Raw genomic sequence first — 17,324 nt, 5'->3', positions numbered from 1 at the left:
GCGCGGCGGAACATCGGGCGCCGGATCGCTTTGATATCAACCTTTTGATTGACCGCCCCGCGGGACGCCCCCTTTAGCCTGGAAAGAACCATGACTGCCCGCCCCCTCCCCTCCGAACCGTCCGCCGCGCCCTCCGCGGGTTCCGCCACGGGCCCCTTCGCCGGCCCCGCCGCCGGCCACTGGTCCGCCGCCGCCCCGGCGGCCCGCCACGCGCCGGCCGCCGCCCTCACGTTCACGCCCGTGCTGCGCGCGCTGCGGCTCTGTCTGCACGCGCTGCTCGCCGGGCTGCTCGTGCTGGCCGCGCTGAAGGCCGTCGCGGCGGGCGGGCCGCAGGCGTACGCGGTGGTGGCCGCCGCCCTGGTGATGGCCGGGGTGTACACGGCCGGCACGCTGAGCCCCGCGGTCCGCCACTCGCAGCGGGCCGCCGCCGTGTGGCTGGCCGTGCTGGGGCTGTCCTGGCTGGCGCTGCTCGCGCTGTCGCCGGACGGACTGTGGGCGGCGTTCCCGCTGTACTTCCTCCAGCTGCACCTGCTGCCGATGCGGTGGGGGCTGTCGGCCGTGGCGACGACCGCGGCCGCCGCCATCGCCAGCTTCGTCCTGCACGGCCAGCCGACCACCCCGGGCACGTTCATCGGGCCGCTGCTGGGCGGCGCCGTCGCCGTCGCGACCGTACTGGGCTACCAGGCCCTGTACCGGGAGAGCGAGCGCCGCCGCGAGCTGATCGACGAGCTGCTGTCCACCCGGGCCGAGCTGGCCGAGGCGGAGCGGGCCGCGGGCACCCTCGCCGAGCGCGAGCGGCTGGCCCGCGAGATCCACGACACGCTCGCCCAGGGCCTCTCCAGCATCCAGTTGCTGCTGCGGGCCGCCGAGCGCGGGCTGCCCGCCGACGGCCCGGCGCTCGCCCACATCCGGCAGGCCCGCGAGGCCGCCCAGGACAATCTGGCCGAGGCCCGCCGCTTCGTCAGGGCGCTGAGCCCGCCCGATCTGGAGCACGGTTCGCTGGCCGCCGCGCTGGAGCGGCTGTGCGCCCGCCCGGCCGGCGAGGATCCGGCGGGCCGCTCCCCCGCCGTGCAGTTCTCGGTCAGCGGCACTCCGGTGGAACTGCCCACTCCGTACGAGGTGGCCCTGCTGCGCATCGCCCAGTCGGCGCTGGCCAACACGGTGCGGCACGCGGGCGCGGACCGGGTCGAGATCACCCTGAGCTTCATGGAGACCTCGGTGGCGCTGGACGTGGTCGACGACGGCCGGGGCTTCGACCCGCGCGCCGCCCGCCGGGCCGCCGCCACCGCCCGTGCCGGGGCCGCCGCGTCCCCCGAGGAGTCCGAGGGCGGCTTCGGGCTGCCCGCGATGCGCGCCCGCGCCCGCTCGCTCGGCGGCACCCTGAGCGTGGAGTCCGCCCCCGGCCAGGGCACCGCCGTGGCCATCACCCTCCCCCTGCCCGCAGGAGCACGTACATGAGCGGCGACCCGTCCCGCGAGTTCCGTCCGATCCGGCTGCTGCTGGCCGACGACCACCCGGTGGTACGGGCGGGCCTGCGCGCGGTGCTCGACACGGAGAGCGACTTCGTGGTGGTCGCCGAGACCTCCACCGCGGAGGAGGCCGTCCGGCGGGCCGCCGGGGAGGACGTCGACGTGGTGCTGATGGACCTCCAGTTCGGTCCGGGCCGGATGCACGGCTCGGAGGCCACCGCCGCGATCACGGGCCGCGCGGGCGCGCCCCGGGTGCTCGTCCTGACCACGTACGACACCGACGCGGACATCCTGGCCGCCGTCGAGTCGGGTGCCGCGGGCTACCTGCTCAAGGACGCCCCGCCGGAGGAGCTGGCGGCGGCGGTACGGACGGCCGCGGCCGGGCAGTCCGCGCTCGCGCCGGCCGTCGCGCACCGGCTGATGGACCGGATGCGCACCCCCGCCGAAGCCCTCACCAAGCGGGAGCTGGAGGTCCTCCAGCTCGTCGGCGAGGGACTGTCGAACCAGCAGATCAGCAAGGAGCTGTTCCTCAGCCAGGCGACCGTGAAGTCCCACCTGGTGCACATCTACGCGAAACTTGGCGTGGACTCCCGTACGTCCGCCGTCGCGGCGGCGACGGCCCGCAGGCTGATCAGACGGTAAGGAACAGAAGAATCCCCATGACCTACTTCATGTACGACGTGCAGGGCAACGCGGTGGACGAGCCCTCCGCGGAGACCATCCGCACCCTGGTGGTCGACGGCCTGGCGGAGCCGGAGGCGGCCAACCCCGAGGTGTCGCTGACGCACGAGAGCGGCTGGTCGCTGACCGCGTTCGCGGGCGGCCTGATGCTCTGGGAGAACGTCGAGGAGGCCGAGGAGGGCGCGGACGGCGGCTCGCACGCCCTGACCCTCGACGACGTGGCGGCGGAGGAGGCGGCCCGGCTGTTCGCACTGCTGGCGGCGGGCGAGGTCGAGAAGATCGCGGGCCTGGGCTGGCAGCAGACGGGCTGAAACCCGTCGTCGCCCCGGGCCGTCCGGGGGCGTGCCGCACCGGACCGGGACGGGCTTCAGCCGGACTGGTCCGGTTCGCGCTGGGCGGGGATGTCGTCGCCGAAGCGGGAGGGGCGGCTCTCGGCGAAGCGGTCGACGGCCGCCCTGACCTGGCCGACCGAGGGTGCCAGGGCGCTCACCGAGCCGATGGCCCCGGCGATCAGTAAGAGCGAGCGGCGCAGCCGCAGCACGTCGGGCGCGCCGCCGTGGACCATCGCCGCGAGCTCGGCGAGTTCGTCCTCGGCGACCGCCCGGTCCGACAACTCGGCCGGAAGGGCTGCCAGTTCGCGGCGGAGGCGGGCGACGACCGTGTGCAGTTCCGCCACGCGCGGGTCGTCACCAGTCCTGGTCACGCACCGCTCCTCAACGCTTCGCAACAAAGCTCTCCCCTTCGCACGCTCGCACACCTCTGTGCCGTGCCCCCGGTCGTTCTCTGCCGAACGACCCCGGGCGTCCGGCACGTTAACGCTCCCGCCGCGTGAGCGCTACCGTACGGACCGTGATTCGGCCCCGGAGGTTGAGAGGCCGGCCGTCACATCACTGATGCGGTCCTGCCCCGGTACGGGCACGGGACTCGCGCGGCGCACCCCGGCCCGCCCCGGCGGATCTACGGTGGAGGCACAGCCCGCACAGACGTGCGGGGCACCATCGAGGGGGTTGTGATGGCAAGCGGTTGCCGCGACTGCAGGACGTGCACGAAGAGCCTGCTGGGGCGGACGGGGCGGAACGTGCTGTACGTGGTCACACTGTCCTGGCTCGTCAAGCCGATCTTTCTGCGCAACTGTCCGCAGTGCGGCCATGTGATGCGCCGTCACCAACGGCGCACCGACGGTTCCTTCCAGGACTGATCCCCGCCCCGGGCACGCCGGCCGGCACAGCTCAGGGCGACTTCGCCTCGTCGGGAGTGGCGTTGCGCGCGGACGGCGGGACCTTCAGCGGCGGGGCCGGGGTGCCCTTCTTGCGGGTGTCCAGGACCTCCGGCGGTACGGAGGAGGAGTCGGGCCCCGGCGGGTAGGTGGCGGGCGGCGGCTGCGGCAGCGGGGTCTGCCCGCCGGGCTGCCGGGTCTGCTCCTGCCGGCCGTCCGGCGGGGGCGCGTCCTGGTTGCCCAGCAGATGCACGGCACCCGCGCCCGCACCGCCCGCGACGAGCACCGCCGCCACGGCACCGAGCACCCGCGTGCGGCGCGGCCGGGGGCGCGCCCCGCGGCCCGCCGGGGCGCCCCCGGTACCGGCGCCCGGCCCGGCCCCCGCGCCGCGCCCCGACCCGAAGGCGGGCGTCTCCTCGGCCGACGAGTACGGCTGCGGACAGGCGTACGACGCGTAGGGCTGCGGCTGCTGCGGCGCGTACGGCTGCGGCTGTCCGGGGGCGTACGGCGAGGGCGGCGGTACGGCGCCGGGCGCGGCCCGCGGCGGGTGTCCGGCCGGGGTGCCCGCCGACTGCGGCGGTCCGAACACCCCGGGCGGGGTGTGCGGCGCGGCGGGCGATCCGTAGGCGGACGGGCCGGGGGCGGGCGATCCATAGGCGGGTGATCCGTAGGCGGGCGACCCGGACGCGGGCGATCCGTGGGCGTACGGGCCGGGGGTGGCGGGGCCGGCCTCCGGGGCCGCGGGCCTGGCGGAGATCGCCGCGGACAGTGCGGGCGGCAGCCAGTCCTCCGCCCGGCGCAGCCCGGTGCCCCCGGCCGCTGCCCGGCAGAGCCCGATGACCTGGTCGGTGGTGGGCCGGTCGGCGGGATTCTTGGCGAGGCAGCGGGATATGAGGTCGTGCAGCCGCGGGGGCACCCCGGCGAGGTTCGGCTCCGCGTGGATGATCCGGTAGAGCACCCCGTGCGGGGTGCCGTCGCCGAAGGCCGGGTCCCCGGTGGAGGCGTGCGAGGCGATCAGGCCGAGCGAGAAGACATCGGTCTCCGGGCCGATCTGCCGCCCCTCGGCCTGCTCGGGCGACATGAAGGCCGGGGTGCCGACGGCGATGCCGGTCGCGGTGATCGAGGCGCCGCCGGCCGCGTGCGCGATGCCGAAGTCGATGACGCGCGGGCCGTCGGCCGCGAGCAGCACGTTGGACGGCTTGAGGTCGCGGTGCACGATGCCGCAGGCGTGGATGGCCTGGAGTGCCTCGGCCACCCCGGCCACCAGCAGCAGCACGGAGTCGACGGGCAGCGGTCCGTGCGCGTCGACGGCCTCGGCGAGCGAGGGCCCGGGGACGAACGCCGTGGCCAGCCACGGGGTCTCCCCCTCGGTCTCGGCGTCGATGACGGGCGCGGTGTGCAGTGCGGCGACCTGCCGTGCGGCCCGGACCTCCTGGCGGAACCGGCGCCGGAACTCCGCGTCGCCGGTGAGGTGGGGTTTGATCACCTTGAGCGCGACGGCCCTGCCGCCCGGCGTGTGGGACAGGAAGACGTCCCCCATCCCGCCCGCTCCCAGCCTCGCGACCAGCCGGTACCTGCCGACCACCCGTGGGTCCTGCTCCTTCAGCGGCTCGAAAGCCCCGTCCCCACTCACTTCGACTGCCCCTCCTGTGGCGTGCCCCCGACCGTATCTGAGGTATCCAGGGACCATGTCACGTACATCCAGCACCCCCGACACCGTAGGGCTCCTTCTCGCCGCGGGTGGTGGCCGCCGGCTCGGCGGCCGGCCGAAGGCCCTCCTCCCGTACCGCGGCCGGCCGCTGGTGGAGCACGCGGTGCGGGTGCTGCGGGAGGGCGGCTGCGGCCGGGTGCACGTCGTCCTGGGCGCGTCCGCCGAGGAGGTACGGGCGCGGGCCCGGCTGGCGGACTGCGTCCTGGTGGAGAACCCGGACTGGGCCGACGGCATGGGCTCCTCCCTGCGCGTCGGCCTCAACTCCCTCGCCCAGCATGGGAGTTACCGGTCGGCCCTGGTGTCGCTGGTCGACCAGCCGGGGATCGGGGCGGCGGCCGTGGCGCGGGTGCTGGCGGCGGCGGGGACGGGGTTCGCGGCGGCCTCGTACGACGGGAGGCGCGGGCACCCGGTGCTCCTCGGAGCCGAGCGGTGGGCCGGGATCGCGAGGACTGCCGAGGGCGATCGCGGGGCACGCGCCTATCTGAAGGAGCACGCGGACGAACTCACTCTCGTCGAATGTGGAGATGTGGCGGAGGCGTACGACATCGATCTCCCCGAAGACCTCGCACGGCTGGAGGACGGCGGGGGCGCCCCCGGCCCGGCCGCCGGGGGCGCGGAGTGACCGGCGGCCCCGGGCGCCCGGACGCGTACGGCGTACGGGCACGCGAAGTGAGCGGCGCGGCACTCAGGGACACGTTCTGTCGCCCCGAAGAATCTCGACATCAACAAACCATTGAACTTCCACCATGAGGAAACTAATATCCACTGTTCAGAAGCGCCTGATCGACCGAAACACATCAGACGGCGCCCGCGCCCGTATCTCGGCACCCTCGGCACCCCGTGCCGCGGCGACTGCCCGGCGGACGCGAAGGCACCGCCCGCGAAGGAGTGACAGCTCATGTCCGCACCAGCGCCGTCCCCGCTGGCCATCGTCGACGCCGAGCCCCTGCCGAGGCAGGACGAGGTTCTGACCGACGCGGCCCTCGCGTTCGTGGCCGAGCTTCACCAGCGGTTCACGCCCCGCCGCAACGAGCTGCTCGCCCGTCGCGGTGAGCGCCGCGCCGAGATCGCCCGCACCTCCTCGCTGGACTTCCTGCCGGAGACGGCCGCGATCCGCGAGGACGACTCCTGGAAGGTCGCCCCGGCCCCGGCCGCGCTGAACGACCGCCGGGTGGAGATCACCGGTCCGACCGACCAGAAGATGACCATCAACGCCCTGAACTCGGGCGCCAGGGTCTGGCTCGCCGACTTCGAGGACGCCTCGGCCCCCACCTGGGAGAACGTGGTCCTCGGCCAGCGCAATCTGATCGACGCGTACACCCGCAACATCGACTTCACGGACCCGAGGTCGGGCAAGTCGTACGCCCTGAAGGACAACGCCGAGCTGGCGACCGTGGTCATGCGCCCGCGCGGCTGGCACCTGGAGGAGCGCCACCTGCGCGACGCGGACGGCAACTCCGTGCCGGGCGCGCTGGTCGACTTCGGCCTGTACTTCTTCCACAACGCCCAGCGCCTCATCGACCTCGGCAAGGGCCCGTACTTCTACCTGCCGAAGACGGAGTCGCACCTGGAGGCCCGCCTCTGGAACGAGATCTTCGTCTTCGCCCAGGACTACGTCGGCATCCCGCAGGGCACCGTCCGCGCGACCGTCCTGATCGAGACGATCACGGCGGCGTACGAGATGGAGGAGATCCTCTACGAGCTGCGCGACCACGCGGCGGGCCTGAACGCGGGCCGCTGGGACTACCTCTTCTCCATCGTGAAGAACTTCCGCGACGGCGGCGCCAAGTTCGTCCTGCCGGACCGCAACGCGGTGACGATGACGGCCCCCTTCATGCGGGCGTACACCGAGCTGCTGGTGCGCACCTGCCACAAGCGCGGCGCGCACGCGATCGGCGGCATGGCCGCGTTCATCCCCTCGCGCCGCGACGCCGAGGTCAACAAGGTCGCCTTCGAGAAGGTCAAGGCCGACAAGGACCGCGAGGCCGGCGACGGCTTCGACGGCTCCTGGGTCGCCCACCCCGACCTCGTGCCGATCGCCATGGCCTCCTTCGACGCGGTGCTCGGCGAGAAGCCGAACCAGAAGGAGCGGCTGCGCGAGGACGTGTCGGTGGCGGCCGGTGACCTGATCGCCATCGACTCGCTGGACGCGAAGCCCACGTACGAGGGCCTGGTGTCCGCCGTCCAGGTCGGCACCCGCTACATCGAGGCGTGGCTGCGGGGCCTGGGCGCCGTCGCCATCTTCAACCTGATGGAGGACGCGGCCACCGCCGAGATCTCGCGCTCGCAGATCTGGCAGTGGATCAACGCGGGCGTCGTCTTCGAGAACGGCGAGAAGGCGACGGCGGAGCTGGCGCGGAAGGTGGCGGCCGAGGAGCTGGCCAAGATCCGCGAGGAAGTGGGCGAGGAGGCGTTCGCCGCGGGCAAGTGGCAGCAGGCGCACGACCTGCTGCTGACGGTGTCGCTGGACGCGGACTACGCGGACTTCCTGACGCTGCCGGCGTACGAGCAGCTGCGCGGCTGAGGCGGGTGGGGGGCCGGGCGGGCTGTCGGGGTACGGCCCGGTGCGGTCCGGCCGCCCAGGTGAGTCACGGCCCGGCCCAGGCATCCCCGCCTGGGCCGGGCCGCACCCGTTTCCGCCTGCGGCGGGCTCTTGCCCCTCCCCGCCCCTTCCCTGGACCGCTGGCCGCGGGGCTGGTGGTTTCCGGGAGGTTCTTTGGTTGCTCGCGCAGTTCCCCGCGCCCCTTTCAGGGGCGGGGTGGGGAACAAGCCCCGCGCAGCGGTCGGTTCAGCGGACCGGTGGGGGTTCAGCGGACCGGTTCCGCCAGTTCGCCGCGCAGCCGCTGCGCCCTGAGCACCAGTTCCAGCTCGAAGCGGCGGTCCGGATCGTCCACCTCCTCCCCCCACAGCTCCCGGATCTGCCGCATCCGGTACCGCACCGTCTGCGGATGCACCCCCAGCCGCGCCGCCACCTCCGGCGCCCCGCCCCGCGTCTCCAGCCACGCCAGCAGCGTCTCCGCCAGCCGGCGGCCCTGCGTGGGGCCGCAGTCCGCCAGCGGAGCCAGGCAGCGGGCCGTCAGGTCGCCGATCAGCTCCTCCGGGGGCAGCAGGACCAGGGCCTCGGTGTGCTCGGTGCAGTGCAGCAGGCCGCCGGCCGGAAGCAGTCCGCGTTCCATCAGGCCCACCGCCGCCGACGCCCAGCGCAGCGACTTCGCCGCCTCGGCCAGCGGGACTGCCGGGCCGATCGCCCCGGTCCAGCCCTTGGTGGCCCGCCGCAGCTGTTCCGGGCGGCCGGGCAGGGAGGGGTCCGGGACCACCATCAGGGGCTGCTCGCACTCCATGTCGAGCAGCACCTCCTCGCCCACCGCCGGGGCGACGCTCTCCCGCGAGGGGCGCAGCAGCACCCCCACCGCGACCCGCTCCGGCAGCGTCCAGCCGATCCGGGCCGCGTGCGAGGCGAACTCGGCGAGGGAGGCCGCCGCCTCGCCCTCGTCCCTGGCCTTGCGTTCTCGCAGAATCGCCTGCGCCAATTTCCTTTGGAGGCGCAGCCGTTCGCCCGCCTGCCGGGCCGCGGCCTCCGCGAAGCCGCGTACCGACTCGTCCACGAGCCCGTCCAGAAAGGCGAATCCGGCTTCGGCGAGTTCGTACATCGCGGGCGGCGGAATGCTCACCTGCTGGCCGATCTCGGCGAGCCGCCGCCAGGCGAGCCGCACCCCCAGCCGGTAGACCGCCTGGAGGGAGTTGAGGGAGCGGCCGTGCAGGCCCTCGCCGCGGCCGAACTCCTGGAAGACCTCCAGGTGGAGGTGGGGGCGGGTGCCGTCGCCGCGCGCCAGGTGCTGGACGAAGTCCTCCAGGGCACGGCGGATGCCGACCAGCGCCATCAGATCGCCGTGCTCGTCGACGAGCAGCGGCATCCGGGGGTGCTCGCGGCAGATCTCGTCGAGGATCTGCTGGGCGAGCGAGGGCACCTCGGCCATCGCCCGGTCGGCGAACTGCTTGATCTGCAGCCGCGGTACGTCCGCCCAGGCGGAGTGGCCGGGCACGGCCTCCCCGGATGCGGCGCCGGCCGCCGCGTCGTCCGGCGGCCCGCCGCCCGGCATCCGCCCGGTCAGGGCACCGCCACTCGTCACTCCACCACCGGCCACCTCGTCACCCGCCACTCCGTCGCCCGCCACCGTGGGGGAAATCTCGCTTGCGGTCATTTGCGCGGTGTCGCCGACTCGTAGCTGATCAGCGGCACGTTGGGCTGCTCCGGAGTGGCGTTCAGCAACGCCACGATGCCGAACGCCGCACCCACCGCGAGTGCGGCGGCAGCGAGGGAAGTCAGTAGCGCGGAAAGAAGTCTGGGCATGACGGGAGGCCTCTCTGACGCTGGTCCCCACCGGCAGCCTGACAGCAGGTCCACAGTGTCATCAGGAGATTGACAGCTCGTCAAGACCACGCCTACGGTTCCCGGCCCATACACACCGTGCACGTGTTCCACCTCCGCGTCACCTTCCGCGTCGCCCCGCGACACCCCGAAAGCCCTGGTCGCACCTCCTCGACGCGTGAGCCCGCCCCCTCTCCGACACGGTCCCCCTGGAGCGCCCGTATGCGTCGCACCGCCTCGCCCCTGTCCCTGGTCCTGCTCGGCACCGGCGTCTTCCTGCTCGTGCTCGCACCCCTGCTGGCCTGGTACGTCAGCCCACGGGCCAAGAGCACCCCGATCGACATCGACACCACGACCGTGTTCACCGGCACCGGCAGCTACTTCGACACCAAGCGGATCAGAACGGTCGACGACAAACCGCTGACGATCACCCGGCAGGTGCGCGGCGCCGTCGCCGACAGCGAGCGCAGCGGCAACGCCGTGTGGGACGTGTCCACCTCGATCGACACCGAGGACACCCTGCCCGCGGCCGACACCACCGACTCGCTCCAGTGGACCCTGGAGCGCTGGGTCACCGACCGGCGCACCAACGAGCCCGTGCACTGCTGCAAGGAGCAGCCGACCTTCGACGGGGAGGCGTACCTGAAGTTCCCCTTCGACGTGGAGAAGCGCTCTTACCGCTGGTGGGACGGCACTCTCGGTTCGACGGTCACCCTCCGGTTCGCCGGTACGAAGAAGATCCAGGGGTACGAGGGCTATCTGTTCACCGGTTCCGTGCCGGCGACCAAGACCGGCACCCGGATGGTGCCGGGGCGCCTGGTCGGCCTGCCGGACCGGGGGCAGGTGCTGGGTGAGGAGTGGTACGCCAACCACGGCATCGAGCTGGTGGTGGACAAGCGCACCGGGCGCATCGTGAACGCGATGATCGGCCCGCGCAAGACGGTGCGCGCGCCGGGCTCGAAGAAGGACTCCATGGTGCTGCTGGACAGCCGGCGGATGGAGTTCACCGAGGAGACGCAGCGGGCCCAGGTGACCCTGGCGGGCGCCGACAGCGACAAGCTGAAGCTGGTCGGCCAGACGCTGCCGATGGGCGGCGGGGCGGCCGGGCTGGTGCTGGCGGCGACCGGGCTGTTCTTCGTCGTCCGGGGCCGGCAGACACCGGCGTAGACGGCCAACTCGCTGTCGCGCCGCACATTGTGATGAGGCATCAGCCGGATTCGGTGCGGAAATTGTCACGCAGGTGAGTAGCCGCGTCGAACGGTGTGGCGAAAACTACCTACCCACCCCACGGCACGCACCATGTCGCACTCGGACGTTCCTCCAGGCACCGCACGGTCGAACCACACGTTCCACCCGCGCCCCCGAAACGAACCCTCGACACGAGTTGGAGCTCGGATGCCCCAGCACGTACCCCCCACCCTGCACGCCGTCCCACCCCTGCGGGCACTCCGCTCACCCGAGCCACCGGAGACCCACGAACCACCCTCACATCCGCGCAGAATCGTCTTCCTGTCCCGCCGCGACCTGGGCAACCCGGCCGCCGGCGGTTCGGAGCTGCTGGTCGACCGGCTGGCCGACGGGCTCACCACGCTCGGCCACCAGGTGACCCTGCTGTGCGGCGGACCCGCCGCGTACCGCAACTACCGGGTCGTCTCGGCGGGCGGTGACCTCGGGCACTTCCTGCGGGCTCCGAGCGCCTTCACCCGGCAGGTCGGCGGCTGCGACCTGCTGGTCGAGGTCTGCAACGGGCTGCCCTACCTCACTCCGCTGTGGCACCGGGGCCCCACCCTCTGCCTGGTCAACCACGTCCACACCGAGCTGTGGGGGATGCGCTTCCCCGGCCCCGCCGCCGGGATCGGACGCCGCCTCGAACACTGGGCGCTGTCCGCGGCCCAGCGCGACAACCTGCTGGTCGCGGTCTCGGCGTCCACCGCGAACGCGCTCGGCGAGCTGGGCGTGGACCGCGACCGGATCCGGGTGGTGCACAACGGGGTCGAGGACCCCGGGGTGCCCGCCCCGCGCTCGGCCGAGCCGGTGTTCCTCGCGATGGGCAGGCTCGTCGAGTACAAGCGGATCGATCTGCTGCTGCGGCTGTGGGAGCGGGTGCGCCCGGTGACCGGCGGCAGGCTGGTCATCGTCGGCGACGGCCCCGAACGCGGGCGGCTGGAGGCCATGGCCGGCCCCGGCGTGGTCTTCAAGGGGTACGTCTCGGAGGCCGAGAAGCACCAACTGCTGTGCGAATCATGGCTGTTGCTGCATCCGTCGGCCGTCGAGGGCTGGGGCCTGGTGGTCACCGAGGCGGCGACCCGGGCGACCCCCTCGATCGGTTTCGACGTCCCCGGACTGCGCGACTCGATCGAGGACGGGGTGACCGGGGTGCTGGCGCGCGGCGAGAGCTCGTTCGCCGCCGCCTGGTGCGCGCTCTCGCTCAGCAGGGAGCGCCGCGAGACGATGGGCCGGGCCGCCGCCGCCCGTGCGGAGGCCTACCGCTGGTCCAGTACGGTCGCCCAGTTCCGCGCGGTGGCGGCCGAGGCGGCGGCCCGGCACGCGGGGCCGCCGGCCCCGCGCCCGACGGCGCTGAGATCCGCGCCCGCGCCCGCCGTGACCGCAGAGGCGGCCACCCTGCGATGAGGAGCGCTCGCCCCACCCCGCTCAGGGACCCCTCCTTCCGCCGGTCCGCCGCCCTCTTCCGGGCCTTCCTCCGCGAGCAGCAGGACCCCGATCACTGCTACTCGCTGCTGGCCAGGGACGCCGTCAACCAGGTCCAGCGGTACGTCCCGCTGGAGGGCCGGGTGGTGGTCGACATCGGCGGCGGCAGCGGCCACTTCGCCGAGGAGTTCCGGCGGCGCGGCGCGGAGTGCTTCCTGTTCGAACCGGACCGCGCGGAGCTGACGCCCGACGGGGGCAAGCCGCCGGAGGGCGCGGTGCTGGCGGACGGCTATCTGCTGCCGCTGGCCGACGGCGTCGCCGACGTCTGCTTCTCGTCCAACGTGCTGGAGCACGTCGACGACCCGCAGACGTTCCTGAGCGAGATGGTGCGGGTGACCCGTCCCGGCGGGCTGATCTACGTCTCGTTCACCAACTGGTACTCGCCCTGGGGCGGCCACGAGTGGGCACCCTGGCACTACCTGGGCGCCGAGCGGGGCCGCCGCCGCTACGAGCGGCGCACCGGCAGGCCCGCCAAGCACACGGTGGGCGAGAACCTCTTCCGGGTCCACATCGGTACGACGCTGCGCCAGGTCAGGGCGCGCGGCGATGTCTCCGTGGTGTCGGCGCGGGCCCGTTACTGGCCGCTGCTGCCGTCCCTTGCCCCCAAGGTTCCGGTGCTGCGCGAGTTCACCACCTGGAACCTCCTCCTCATTCTCCGGCGGTGCCCATGACCAGTACCCTCCCGGCTCCGCCCCACCCGCCGTCGCACGCCGCGCCACCACCGGGCGGCCCCCGGCGGGGCGACGACGACGGCCCCAGGTCGCGGCGCTGGCTGTTCGGGTTCTGGGGCGCGGTCCTGGTGGCGTTCCTGGCGGTGGCGCCGGGGCGGATGACCTTCGAGACGAAGCTCGGGGTGGTGGCGGACCCCTTCAAGTTCCTCGGTGACCTGGGCGAGTTGTGGCACTCGCGGGCCGGGTTCGGCGGGATCTTCGACCAGTACGTGGGCTACGCCTTCCCGATGCTGCCGTACTACGCGCTGACCGACCTGGTACAGCTGCCGGTGTGGCTGGCCGAGCGGCTGTGGCTGTCGCTGGTGGTGACGGTCGCGTTCTGGGGCGCGCTGCGGCTCGCGGAGCGGCTGGACCTCGGTACGTCGCGGGCCAGGCTGCTGGGCGCGGCCGTGTACGCGCTGTGGCCGACGTACACCATCGTGATCGGCTCGACGTCGGCGGCGGCGCTGCCCGGCGCCCTGCTCCCGTGGGTCCTCCTCCCGCTCACCAACAACCGCCTGAGCGCCCGGAGTTCGGCGCTGCGCTCGGCCCTCCTGATCCCCTTCATGGGCGGGGTGAACGCGGCGTCCACGCTCGCCGCCCTGCTGCCCGTCGGCCTCTACCTGCTCAGCCGCCCGGCCGGACCCCGGCGCCGCACCCAGATCCTCTGGTGGGTGCCCGGGGTGCTGCTGGCGACCCTGTGGTGGGTGGTGCCGCTGCTGCTGCTGGGCATCCACGGCGAGAACTTCATGCCGTACGTGGAACAGTCGCAGACCACCACCGGCACCATGTCCGCCACCGAGCTGCTGCGCGGCGCCGGCAACTGGACGGCCTATCTGCACTTCGGCGACGCCTGGCTGCCGGCGGGCTGGACGGTCGCGGCCTCGGTGCTCGCGATCCTCGGCTCGGCCTGTGCGGCGGCCCTCGGTCTCGCCGGGCTGGCCCGTCGCGACGTGCCGGAGCGGCGCTGGCTGCTGCTCGTGGTGGTCTCGGTCGTGCTGGTCACCCTCGCCGGGTACGGGGGCGCGCTCGGCGCGCTGTTCCCGGGCACCGTGCAGGACTGGCTGGACGGCTGGCTGGTCCCGTTCCGCAACATCTACAAGTTCCAGGCGGGTCTGGCGCTCGTGCTGGTCCTCGGGCTGGTGCACGTGGTGTCGGTGGCCGCCGAGCGGCGCGGCACCCGGCGGGTGCCCGGCCGCCGGTACGCGCCCGCGCTCGCGGCCCTGCTGGTGCTGCCCGGCCTGCTGCTGCCGTACGTGAACGGCAGCATCCTCCAGCCCGGCGCCTTCAAGGCGCTGCCCACCCACTGGGAGCAGACGGCCGACTGGCTGAGGAAGAACTCCGCCGAGAGCCGCGCCCTGGTCGTCCCGGCGACCGCGCACGGCATCCAGACCTGGGGCTCGACCATCGACCAGCCGCTGGACGTGCTCGCCGAGTCCCCCTGGGCGCAGCGCGACTTCGTCCCCTTCGGCACCCCGGGCAACCGGCGTGCGCTGGACGCGGTCGAGCAGGCCCTGATGTCCGGCGGCGAGGTCCCGGGCCTGTCGGACTACCTGGGGCGCGCGGGACTGCACTACGTGGTGGTGCGCAACGACCTCGACCCGGACCAGATCGGCTACGTACCCCCGCAGACGGTGAAGCGGACGCTGGAGTTCTCGGGCTACCGGCGGGTCACCGGTTTTGGTCCCGTGCTGACCGGCGGCCGGATCCCGGACGACACCCCGGTGCAGGTCGAGGGCCTGTACCCGCGGCAGCAGGCGGTCGAGGTGTACGAGCCGCCGGCCGCGGCGAAGGCGCCGGGGCGGGCCGGGCTGAAGCCGGTCGCGGACACCGCCGTGGTGAGCGGCGGCCCCGAGTCGCTGCTCCAGCTGTCGGCCGACCCCTCGATGCGCAACCGGCCCGCGGTCCTCGCCGGGGACAACTCCCCCGGTCTGGGCTCCCCCGCGGTGCGGGCGGCGGGCGACGGGCTGCGCCGGGCGGACACCCGGTTCGGCCTGGTCAACACCAACACCTCGTACACGTACACCGCGACCGAGCGGAATCTGCCGGGGAGTGTGCAGGATCCCGGCCGGGAGCCGCGCCAGATCCTGCCGACGCAGGGGGCGCAGCACCAGACCACGGCGGTGCTCCGGGGCGCGAAGTCGGTGACGGCGTCCAGCAGCGGGAACTGGCTGTTCCACCTCCCGCAGTACGACCCGGTGAACGCCTTCGACGGCAACCCGGACACCGCGTGGGCCGAGGGCAGTCCGGCGAAACCGGCCGGACAGTGGCTGCGCATCGACTTCACGGCCCGGGTGGACGTCCCGTCCTCGCTGCGGGTGACTCCGCTGCCCTCGGACGGCGTGCGGGCCGCGCCGACCGTCGTACGGGTGGACACCGACCGGGGCAGCGAGACCAGCCCGCTCCAGCCCAACGGCCAGCCGCAGAGCATCAAGGCCCCCGCGGGTGCGGCGAGTTGGCTGCGCATCACCATCGAGGAGGCCCAGCAGGGCCGCCCCGGACTGATGGGCGCGGGCTTCACCGCGGTGGACGTCCCCGGCGTACAGGTGACGAAGCTGCTGGCGCTGCCGGAGGACTCCGCCACCCGGACCGACCCGGGCCAGGACGCCGACGTGGTGTCCCTGCACCGGGGCAGCGACCCGGGCGGACTGTCGCCGGTGTCGGCGGAGGTGGGGCTGCACCGGCAGTTCACCATCCGCCAGGACGGCGCGTACTCGCTGCGGGCGACGGCGCTGCCGGTTCCCGGGGAGGCGCTCGACCAGCTCCTCTACAGCCAGGCCCCCGATCAGCGGCGCCAGTTGACGGCGACCGCCGACTCGACGGCGAAGCTGGGCTCCTCGCTGAGCCCGCGCAACCTCGTCGACGGCGACCTCACCACCTCGTGGATCTCCGGCAACAAGTCGGTGCTGCACCTGCGCTGGCCCGAGAAGCGACCGGTGGGCGAGATCGTGTTCGCGGCGGCGGGCGGCCTGTCCACCCGTCCCGAGCAGGTCGAGATCGGCTCGCCGGACGGGGCGGCGACGGCGTCCGTGGACCAGAACGGGCTCGCCCGCTTCGAACCGATCACCACCGACCGGCTGGACATCACCATCACCAAGGTGGCGCCGCTGACCATCCACAACCCGATCGCCGAGGGGGAGTTGCAGCTCCCGGTCGGCCTGAGCGAGGTCTACGTCCCCGCGCTCGACGACTACCGCGTCCCGCAGCCCAGCCCGGAGCGCACCTTCGCGCTGCCGTGCGGGCAGGGCCCGATCCTGTCCATCGACGGCACCCTGCACGCGACGAGCGCCCGCGGCAGCGTCCGGGACCTCACCGAGCGCCGCCCGATCGAGGTGTCGCTGTGCGCGGGCGAGCAGGCCGGCGGCACCGCCCAGCTGTCGCCCGGCACGCACCGGGTGGAGGCGGGCGACGTGGGGCCGCTGGCGATCACCGACATCACCCTGCGCCGCGACGGCTCCACGCCCGCGCCCGAACCGTCCACCGCCGTGCGCGACCTGGACCTCGGCGACTGGTCGGGCGACTCCCGCACGGCCACGGTGGGCGCGGGCCAGGCCTCGTACCTCCAGATGTACGAGAACGAGAACTCCGGCTGGCGCGCCACCCTCAACGGCAAGGACCTCGCCCCGGTGCGGCTCGACGGCTGGCAGCAGGGCTGGCTGGTCCCGGAGGGCGCGGGCGGCACGGTCCGCCTGGAGTTCGAGCCCGCCCGCTGGTACCTGGGCGGACTGATCGGCGGCGGCGTGGCACTGCTGGCCCTGATCGGGCTGGTGGTGTGGACGCGCAGGGACCCGGTGCCGGACGCCCCGGCACCGACGGCCCCGGCACCCGGGCCGGTGCTGGGCCTCGCGGCGCTGACCGTGGTCATGGTGCTGGTGGCCGGGCCGCTGGCGCTGCTGGTCCCGGCACTGGCGGCGGTCGCCCACTTCCGGCCCACCCTGCTGCCACCGATCGCGCTGGTGGCGATGGCGGGGGCGGGGATCACGGCGGCGTGGGGCGCGGGCATGCCGGTGTCGTCGGAGACCGGCGCCTTCGGCCCCTTGGCCCAGGCCCTGGCGCTGACCGCGGTGGTGGCGGCGGTGGTGACGCTCGGAGACCGGTGGAGGAGGCGCGGGGCGTGAGGGGTCGGGGGGAGCGGGTGGCGGGCCCTGTGGGGGCGGGGGTGTGCGGGGCGGGGCCGGTGATGCGCCTCGCCCGCCCGTCCGGCCGGGCCGGGTCCGCGGCTGCCGCCGCGTGGCGCCGGCCACGGCACGCCGGGCGGGGTCGCGCCTGCGGCGGGCCTGTGCCCCTCCCGGCCCCTTCCCCGAACCGCTGGCCGCGGGGCCGGAGCTTCTCCCCGCGGGAGCGTCGTGGGTTGCGGGGGCCGGTTCCCCCCCCCCCGTGGGGGGGGGGGGGGCAGGGCGGGCGGGCCCCAAAAACCCCCGGGCCCCCCCCCCCCCCCCGGGGGGCCCCCCCCCCGGGG

General features: G+C 74.0%; 13 protein-coding genes. 9 read left to right on the top strand and 4 right to left on the bottom strand.

The features are described from left to right. Positions 1-90 precede the first annotated feature (90 nt). The 3 genes from ACFYVL_RS15375 to ACFYVL_RS15365 are packed head-to-tail and all read left to right on the top strand — an operon-like array spanning position 91 to position 2,461. Entirely contained in the window at positions 91-1,458 is a 1,368-nt protein-coding gene (locus tag ACFYVL_RS15375; RefSeq protein ID WP_389244754.1) for a sensor histidine kinase, read from the top strand. Beyond that, a complete protein-coding gene (locus ACFYVL_RS15370; protein WP_389244752.1) occupies positions 1,455-2,111 on the top strand; it encodes a response regulator in 657 nt (218 codons plus the stop codon). Before ACFYVL_RS15375 ends, ACFYVL_RS15370 begins: the two co-directional genes overlap by 4 nt. Positions 2,112-2,128: 17 nt before the next feature. Beyond that, positions 2,129-2,461 (top strand): hypothetical protein, encoded by a 333-nt coding sequence (locus ACFYVL_RS15365; protein ID WP_389244750.1) that lies wholly within the window; start codon positions 2,129-2,131, stop codon positions 2,459-2,461. A gap of 56 nt (positions 2,462-2,517) precedes the next feature. Here ACFYVL_RS15365 and ACFYVL_RS15360 read toward each other — a convergent pair whose 3' ends face one another. Both ACFYVL_RS15360 and ACFYVL_RS15355 read right to left on the bottom strand, forming a co-directional pair. Further along, positions 2,518-2,853 carry a DUF5955 family protein gene (locus ACFYVL_RS15360; RefSeq protein WP_389244749.1) on the bottom strand — a complete coding sequence of 112 codons (336 nt, stop codon included), beginning with the start codon at positions 2,851-2,853 and terminating at the stop codon, positions 2,518-2,520. Positions 2,854-3,379: 526 nt separating this feature from the next. Continuing rightward, entirely contained in the window at positions 3,380-4,999 is a 1,620-nt protein-coding gene (locus ACFYVL_RS15355; RefSeq protein WP_389244747.1) for a protein kinase, read from the bottom strand. A 55-nt stretch (positions 5,000-5,054) separates the two neighbouring features. Here ACFYVL_RS15355 and ACFYVL_RS15350 point away from each other — a divergent pair, with 55 nt between their 5' ends. Together ACFYVL_RS15350 and aceB are read left to right on the top strand one after the other, a co-directional pair. Further along, the gene (locus ACFYVL_RS15350) at positions 5,055-5,699 is read left to right on the top strand and encodes an NTP transferase domain-containing protein (protein ID WP_389244745.1); all 645 of its coding nucleotides are present in this window, start codon (positions 5,055-5,057) and stop codon (positions 5,697-5,699) included. Between the two features lie 276 nt (positions 5,700-5,975). Beyond that, positions 5,976-7,601 carry a malate synthase A gene (gene aceB, locus ACFYVL_RS15345; RefSeq protein ID WP_389244743.1) on the top strand — a complete coding sequence of 542 codons (1,626 nt, stop codon included), beginning with the start codon at positions 5,976-5,978 and terminating at the stop codon, positions 7,599-7,601. Between the two features lie 283 nt (positions 7,602-7,884). On the opposite strand, the gene ACFYVL_RS15340 is transcribed toward aceB, so the two are convergent. Together ACFYVL_RS15340 and ACFYVL_RS15335 are read right to left on the bottom strand one after the other, a co-directional pair. Next, positions 7,885-9,279: a helix-turn-helix domain-containing protein gene (locus ACFYVL_RS15340; protein ID WP_389244741.1), complete on the bottom strand. Its 1,395-nt coding sequence runs from the start codon at positions 9,277-9,279 to the stop codon at positions 7,885-7,887. Beyond that, positions 9,276-9,428, bottom strand: a complete 153-nt coding sequence (locus ACFYVL_RS15335) for a hypothetical protein (protein WP_389244739.1) — start codon at positions 9,426-9,428, stop codon at positions 9,276-9,278. The genes ACFYVL_RS15340 and ACFYVL_RS15335 overlap by 4 nt, the downstream gene beginning before the upstream one ends. Positions 9,429-9,668: 240 nt before the next feature. On the opposite strand from ACFYVL_RS15335, the gene ACFYVL_RS15330 reads away from it, so the two are divergent. The 4 genes from ACFYVL_RS15330 (at position 9,669) to ACFYVL_RS15315 (ending at position 16,983) form a co-directional block, all read left to right on the top strand. Continuing rightward, complete coding sequence (locus ACFYVL_RS15330; RefSeq protein ID WP_389244737.1) at positions 9,669-10,613, top strand: DUF3068 domain-containing protein; 945 nt, start codon at positions 9,669-9,671, stop codon at positions 10,611-10,613. Between the two features lie 228 nt (positions 10,614-10,841). After that, complete coding sequence (locus ACFYVL_RS15325) at positions 10,842-12,077, top strand: glycosyltransferase family 4 protein (RefSeq protein WP_389244735.1); 1,236 nt, start codon at positions 10,842-10,844, stop codon at positions 12,075-12,077. Next, positions 12,074-12,826, top strand: a complete 753-nt coding sequence (locus ACFYVL_RS15320) for a class I SAM-dependent methyltransferase (protein ID WP_389244733.1) — start codon at positions 12,074-12,076, stop codon at positions 12,824-12,826. The genes ACFYVL_RS15325 and ACFYVL_RS15320 overlap by 4 nt, the downstream gene beginning before the upstream one ends. Then, positions 12,823-16,983 (top strand): alpha-(1->3)-arabinofuranosyltransferase family protein, encoded by a 4,161-nt coding sequence (locus tag ACFYVL_RS15315; RefSeq protein ID WP_389244731.1) that lies wholly within the window; start codon positions 12,823-12,825, stop codon positions 16,981-16,983. The genes ACFYVL_RS15320 and ACFYVL_RS15315 overlap by 4 nt, the downstream gene beginning before the upstream one ends. Positions 16,984-17,324: the final 341 nt, after the last annotated feature.

The organism is Streptomyces sp. NPDC004111, assembly GCF_042874215.1.
Lineage (GTDB): Bacteria > Actinomycetota > Actinomycetes > Streptomycetales > Streptomycetaceae > Streptomyces.
This window is presented reverse-complemented; position numbering and strand designations above follow the sequence as displayed.